5 protein-coding genes and 1 pseudogene are annotated in these 4,992 nt (G+C 71.9%); 3 read left to right on the forward strand and 3 right to left on the reverse strand.

All coding sequences use genetic code 11. From position 1 onward, the window contains the following. Positions 1-202 precede the first annotated feature (202 nt). The 3 genes and pseudogenes from ABTZ94_RS36185 to ABTZ94_RS36195 all read left to right on the forward strand — a co-directional run bounded on the left by ABTZ94_RS36185 (position 203) and on the right by ABTZ94_RS36195 (position 2,036). Entirely contained in the window at positions 203-400 is a 198-nt protein-coding gene (locus tag ABTZ94_RS36185; protein WP_351207476.1) for a hypothetical protein, read from the forward strand. Positions 401-459: 59 nt separating this feature from the next. Further along, positions 460-1,563: pseudogene (locus tag ABTZ94_RS36190) on the forward strand (ATP-binding protein); the annotation flags it as partial. A 254-nt stretch (positions 1,564-1,817) separates the two neighbouring features. Then, positions 1,818-2,036, forward strand: a complete 219-nt coding sequence (locus tag ABTZ94_RS36195; protein WP_351207478.1) for a helix-turn-helix domain-containing protein — start codon at positions 1,818-1,820, stop codon at positions 2,034-2,036. 17 nt (positions 2,037-2,053) lie between these two features. Here the strand turns inward: ABTZ94_RS36195 and ABTZ94_RS36200 are convergent, their stop codons facing one another. The 3 genes from ABTZ94_RS36200 to ABTZ94_RS36210 all read right to left on the reverse strand — a co-directional run bounded on the left by ABTZ94_RS36200 (position 2,054) and on the right by ABTZ94_RS36210 (position 4,714). Then, a complete protein-coding gene (locus ABTZ94_RS36200) occupies positions 2,054-2,326 on the reverse strand; it encodes a DUF6191 domain-containing protein (RefSeq protein WP_351207482.1) in 273 nt (90 codons plus the stop codon). A gap of 30 nt (positions 2,327-2,356) precedes the next feature. Next, positions 2,357-3,544: a PQQ-dependent sugar dehydrogenase gene (locus tag ABTZ94_RS36205; protein WP_502967368.1), complete on the reverse strand. Its 1,188-nt coding sequence runs from the start codon at positions 3,542-3,544 to the stop codon at positions 2,357-2,359. Between the two features lie 177 nt (positions 3,545-3,721). After that, positions 3,722-4,714: an aldo/keto reductase gene (locus ABTZ94_RS36210; RefSeq protein ID WP_351207480.1), complete on the reverse strand. Its 993-nt coding sequence runs from the start codon at positions 4,712-4,714 to the stop codon at positions 3,722-3,724. Positions 4,715-4,992: the final 278 nt, after the last annotated feature.

The following is a 4,992-nucleotide window of genomic DNA, read 5'->3' on the forward strand; positions in this document are numbered from 1 at the left end:
GGCTCCCTGTCGTGGGGGAGCCCGCTCCCTGTCGTGGGGGAGGTCGTAAGGCATCCGCCCGGCCGGTCCAAGGCCCCCGGCCCCGCGAAGATGCGGAACTCGCCCTATGTGGCGACACCCCCTGGGAGACGACAGTGGGGGCACGGCAGAAGCACTGCCGCCCCCCAGGCCCCAACAGGCCGTCGTCCTCAGGGAGAAGCACATGTACTCGCTCGAACTCCACAAGCTGTACGAGACCGAACTGCAGCGCCGGGCCGAGCGGGAGCGGCTCGTCGGGGAGGTCCGTCGCGCCCGCCGGGCCGCCCGCAGGGAGGCCCGTGATTCCGTACGCAAAGGAGGCCGAGGGGCCGCCGGGTACGGACCGGAACCGGTTCGTCCACGCCGCGTTGTAGTCGTGTGACGGCTGCGCAGATGCCGGACGACCCGATTCCGGGGCCCGCACCGTCGGACCCGTATGCGATGCTCGGCGACGTGGAGACCAGGTCCGTCAGCCCCGTGTTCGTCGGCCGCGCAGGTGAGTTCGCCTCGCTCATCGATGCGCTCACCCGCACCACCGCAGAGGACACCGGCCGGGCCGACCGCCCTGGCGGCGAGCCGCAGGCGCTGCTCATCGGCGGCGAGGCGGGCGTCGGCAAGACCCGGCTGGTCGAGGAGTTCCTCGCGGCGGCGGTGCGCCGCGAGGCCGTCGTAGCCGTCGGCGGCTGCGTCGAGGTCGGTGCCGACGGCCTGCCCTACGCCCCGTTCTCCACCGCCCTGCGCGCCCTGCGCCGCACCCTGCCCGACGAGATGGCCGCGGCCTGCGCCGGGCAGGAGGGCGAGCTGGCCCGGCTGCTCCCCGAACTCGGCGAGGCCGACCGGGACGCGACCGACGAGCACAGCACCGCCCGCCTCTTCGAACTCACCGCCGGACTCCTGGAGCGCATCTCGACGCAGCGCGCGGTCGTCCTCGTCCTGGAGGACCTGCACTGGGCCGACGCCTCCACCCGGCATCTCCTCGCCTATCTCTTCCGCACCGTGCGCAGCGGCCGCCTTGTCGCGATCGGCACCTACCGCTCCGACGACATTCACCGCCGCCACCCCCTGCGCCCCCTCCTCGCCGAACTGGACCGGCTCCGTACCGTCCGCCGGATCGAGCTCGCCCGCTTCAGCCGCGCCGAGGTCCGCCGCCAGCTCACCGGCATCCTCACCGCAACCCCCGAGGCCGCCCTGGTGGACGAGATCTTCGAACGCTCCGACGGCAACGCCTTCTTCGTCGAGGAACTCGCCTGCAGCCTGGAGAGCGGCGACCACTCGCGACTCTCCGACTCGCTGCGCGACCTGCTGCTGGTCCGTGTCGAAACGCTTCCGGACGACGCCCGGATTGTCGCCGAGGGCGGTTCCACCGTCGAGTACGAACTGCTGGCCGCGGTCGCCCGGCTCGCCGAGGACGAACTCATCGAGGCGCTGCGGGCGGCCGTCGGAGCCAACCTGCTGCTCACCAGCCCGGAGGGCAACGGCTACCGCTTCCGGCACTCGCTGGTCCGCGAGGCCGTCAGTGACGATCTGCTGCCCGGCGAGCGCTCGCCGCGGCCACCGCCCTGCTGCGCGACGCCCACCGCACCGCCGGGCGACTCGGCGCCCGCCCGCTGACCAAGGCCATCGAGCTGCTGGCCGGCCGCGCCCGCATCACCCTCACCACCCCCGACCGGACTCCGGCCCACGGCACCGCGCACGAGATACCGGCCGCCGTCATCGTCCCCGCCCAGGACGGCACGACCGACGAGGCCGCAGACCGCGAGTGGGCCGAGGACCACCTGCGCGAGGCGGCAGCGGCGGCGGTGGAGTCCTTCGGGCTGACGCGACGCGAACAGGATGTGCACCGGCTCGTCGCGGCCGGTCACTCCAACCGTAGGATCGCCGAGGACCTCTACATCTCGCCCAAGACCGCGAGCGTGCACGTGTCCAGCATTCTCGCCAAGCTCGGCGTCTCCAGCCGTGGTGAGGCGGCCGCCCTGGCCCACCGGCTCCGTCTGTACCCGGCCCGCAACGTCTCCTGACCCCGGGGGCGTCCGACCTACGGAGCGTCCGGGGCATCCGGCCCGGCCGCCTCATCGGCGTCGTCCGCCGCCCGGTCCGGGTCCGGTATCGCGTCCGTCGCGGCCTGATCCGCCCCCGGACCGCCGTCTGTACCGGACGCCCTGACGATCACCTTTCCGGAGGCCAGGTCGATCGGCCCGCGCCCCGGGTCGCCGACACCGAGATCCACCCGGGTCAGCTCCAGCCGCTTCTGCTCCTCGGCGGCGTGCTTACGGCCGGGCGCGAAGAGTTCCTCGAAGAAGTTGAACACCGGTCGCACGCCCTTCGCCTGCTGTAGCCGCTACCGCACCTCCAGCACCAGGATCCTGTCGTCTCCCGGCTTCGGGGTGCCACGGGTGTCCGTATTGCTCGTGACCAGCCAGAGCCTGTTGCCGCCTGCGGCGAGCACGGTGCGCAGACGGCCGTACTTCCCCTTCAGGAACGATTGCGGGGCCGCCAGAGGTTCCCCGCCCCTCCGGCCGGACAGCGGAATCCGCCACAGCCGCTCACCACGCAGGCCCGCCATCCAGATCGAACCCTTGGCGAAGGCGATCCCGCTCGGGGACGCCTCGGACGGCTTCCACTGTGCCACGGGATCGATGAAACCCGGCTTTCCCGCCTTGCCCTCGACCTCCGGCCAGCCATAATTCCCACCCGGCACGATCCGGTTCAGTTCGTCCCAGGTGTCCTGCCCGAATTCGGACGCCCACAGCTGCTTCTGCCCGTCCCAGGCCAGCCCCTGCACATTGCGGTGGCCGTACGAATACACCACGGAGTCGGCCTCCGGATTGCCGCGCAGCGGCCGGCCGTCCGGGGTCATCCGCAGGATCTTGCCGGCCGGCGACTTCTTGTCCTGTGCGAGCCCGGTGTCCCCCGTGTCCCCTGTGCCCGCGTACAGCATGTGGTCCGGGCCGAAGGCGATCCGTCCGCCGTTGTGGATCGAGCCCTTCGGGATGCCCCGCAGAATCGTGTCCGGCGCACCCAGCAGCCGGCCGGGTGCCGTGCCGTTCTCGTCGTACTGCATGCGCGCGATGCGGTTGTCGGACGCGGTCGTGAAGTACGCGTACACCAGATGGTCCGAACCGTACGTGGGGGAGACCGCGATCCCCAGCAGCCCTCCCTCCCCACCGGGCGACACCCCGGGCACGGCGCCCAGCAGGGTCTTCTCGCCGCTCTTCCCGTCGATCCGGGTGATCGTGCCCTTGTCGCGCGAGGAGACCAGCAGATCGCCGCCGGGCAGCTCCGCCAGCCCCCAGGGAGAGTCGAGGCCCGCGGTGAGCGTGGAGACCACCTTGACCGAGCCCTTCGCGGGTGGCAGGGCGACCGACGCGGACGGGGAGGCCGACGGGTCCGAGGCGGCGGGGGAGGAGCGGAACGACGACGGCATCTGTCCGACGCCCGACGTGCTGGCGGAACCGTTCCCCGAGGAACACCCCGCGGTCAGCAGCAGCGTGCCCGCGGCCAGTGCGGCCACTGTTCCGTGGCGCACGCCTCGACGCCGTTCCCGACGACCCGCAGGGCCTTGTACAGATTCGAACAGAACACCGCGCACAGCACCGATCCCTTCGACGGCCACCCAACTACTGTTCTTACACCGCGGCCCCGCCCCGGGTTCCCCAGGCCCGCCAACTTTCTCGACCGGTGATCGCACATGGGTGGCCGGTGATCAGTCCCACGATCCTCGCGCCGGGGGCAGCCGGGCGATCTCCATCAGATCCTGCGCGGTCAGCGTCAGCCCGGCCGCCCCCGCGTTCTCCACCGCCCACCGCTCCCGCTTGGTCCCCGGCACCGGCACCACATGCGGCCCCTGCCGCAGCACCCAGGCCAGCGCCACCTGCGCCGCAGTCGCCCCGTGCCGCTCGGCGATCCGCCGCAGCCCGACCACCACCGGCTGGTTCGCCGCCATCATCTCGGCCGTGAACCGTGGATGCCTGGCCCGCAGATCCTCGGGCTCGAAGCCCTGTCCCGGGGTCAGCGTGCCCGTCAGATAGCCGTTACCCAGCGGCATCGCCGCCAGCAGCCCCACACCCCGCGCGGAGCACCACGGAAGCAACGACTCCAGCGCCTTCGGCGACCAGACCGAGAGCTCCGCCTGCACCGCGCTCACCGGGAAGACCTGCTGCACCCGCTCCAGCTGACGGATCGTTTCGTCGTACATTCGGGCACCCGGCCGGCGTGAAGCCCGTGCCCCGACCGCACAGAGTCCGAGCGCCCGCACCTTTCCGGCGGTCACCAGCTCCGCCATCGTGCCCCAGGTCTCCTCGACCGGCACCTCGGGATCGGCCCGGTGCAGCTGGTACAGATCGATCACATCGGTCTGCAGCCGCCGGAGCGAGGCGTCACAGGCCCGCCGCACATAGCCGGGGCGGCCATTGGCGACGATGTGCTGATCGCCCACCAGCAGCCCGCACTTGGTGGAGACGAAGGCATCGGACCTGCGGCCCTTCAGTGCCCGGCCCACCAGCAGCTCATTGGTGAAGGGGCCGTACATGTCGGCCGTGTCGAGCAGTTGGACACCCGCCTCGAGCGCGGCGTGCACCGCACGCAACGCACGGTCACCGCGCTGCTGCGACGCGCTGTACGCCCAGCTCATCGGCATGCAGCCAAGACCGACCGCACCCACGGCGAGCGCCGCCGCACCAAGACTCCTGCGCTCCAACTCCCCGAACCCTTCCTAAGGTCCCGTGACCACAGGACCTCGGCCCCGCCGTCACGGGACCACACCGCACCCCAAAGTAACCTCTGCCGCCCGCCGTCCCTCGCGCAGCCTCCCGAGGATCGGACCGACCGGCACATTTGGACCGGCCGGCACACGGGGGGCGGCGTCGCGGGGCTGGGCACGCGACGCCGCCCCGCTCCATGTCCCACCCCCCAAGTGCCGGGCGGTGGTAGGCCTAATACCAAGACGTCCACGAGCTGGGCAGAGCGGCGGGGAGG

The sequence above is a fragment of the Streptomyces sp. NPDC002785 genome (genome assembly GCF_040295565.1).
Taxonomy (GTDB): domain Bacteria; phylum Actinomycetota; class Actinomycetes; order Streptomycetales; family Streptomycetaceae; genus Streptomyces.

Bases quoted from the DNA above. Each gene is read 5' to 3' on its own strand.
- ABTZ94_RS36185 (WP_351207476.1), top strand. From the start codon at position 203: ATGTACTCGCTCGAACTCCACAAGCTGTACGAGACCGAACTGCAGCGC.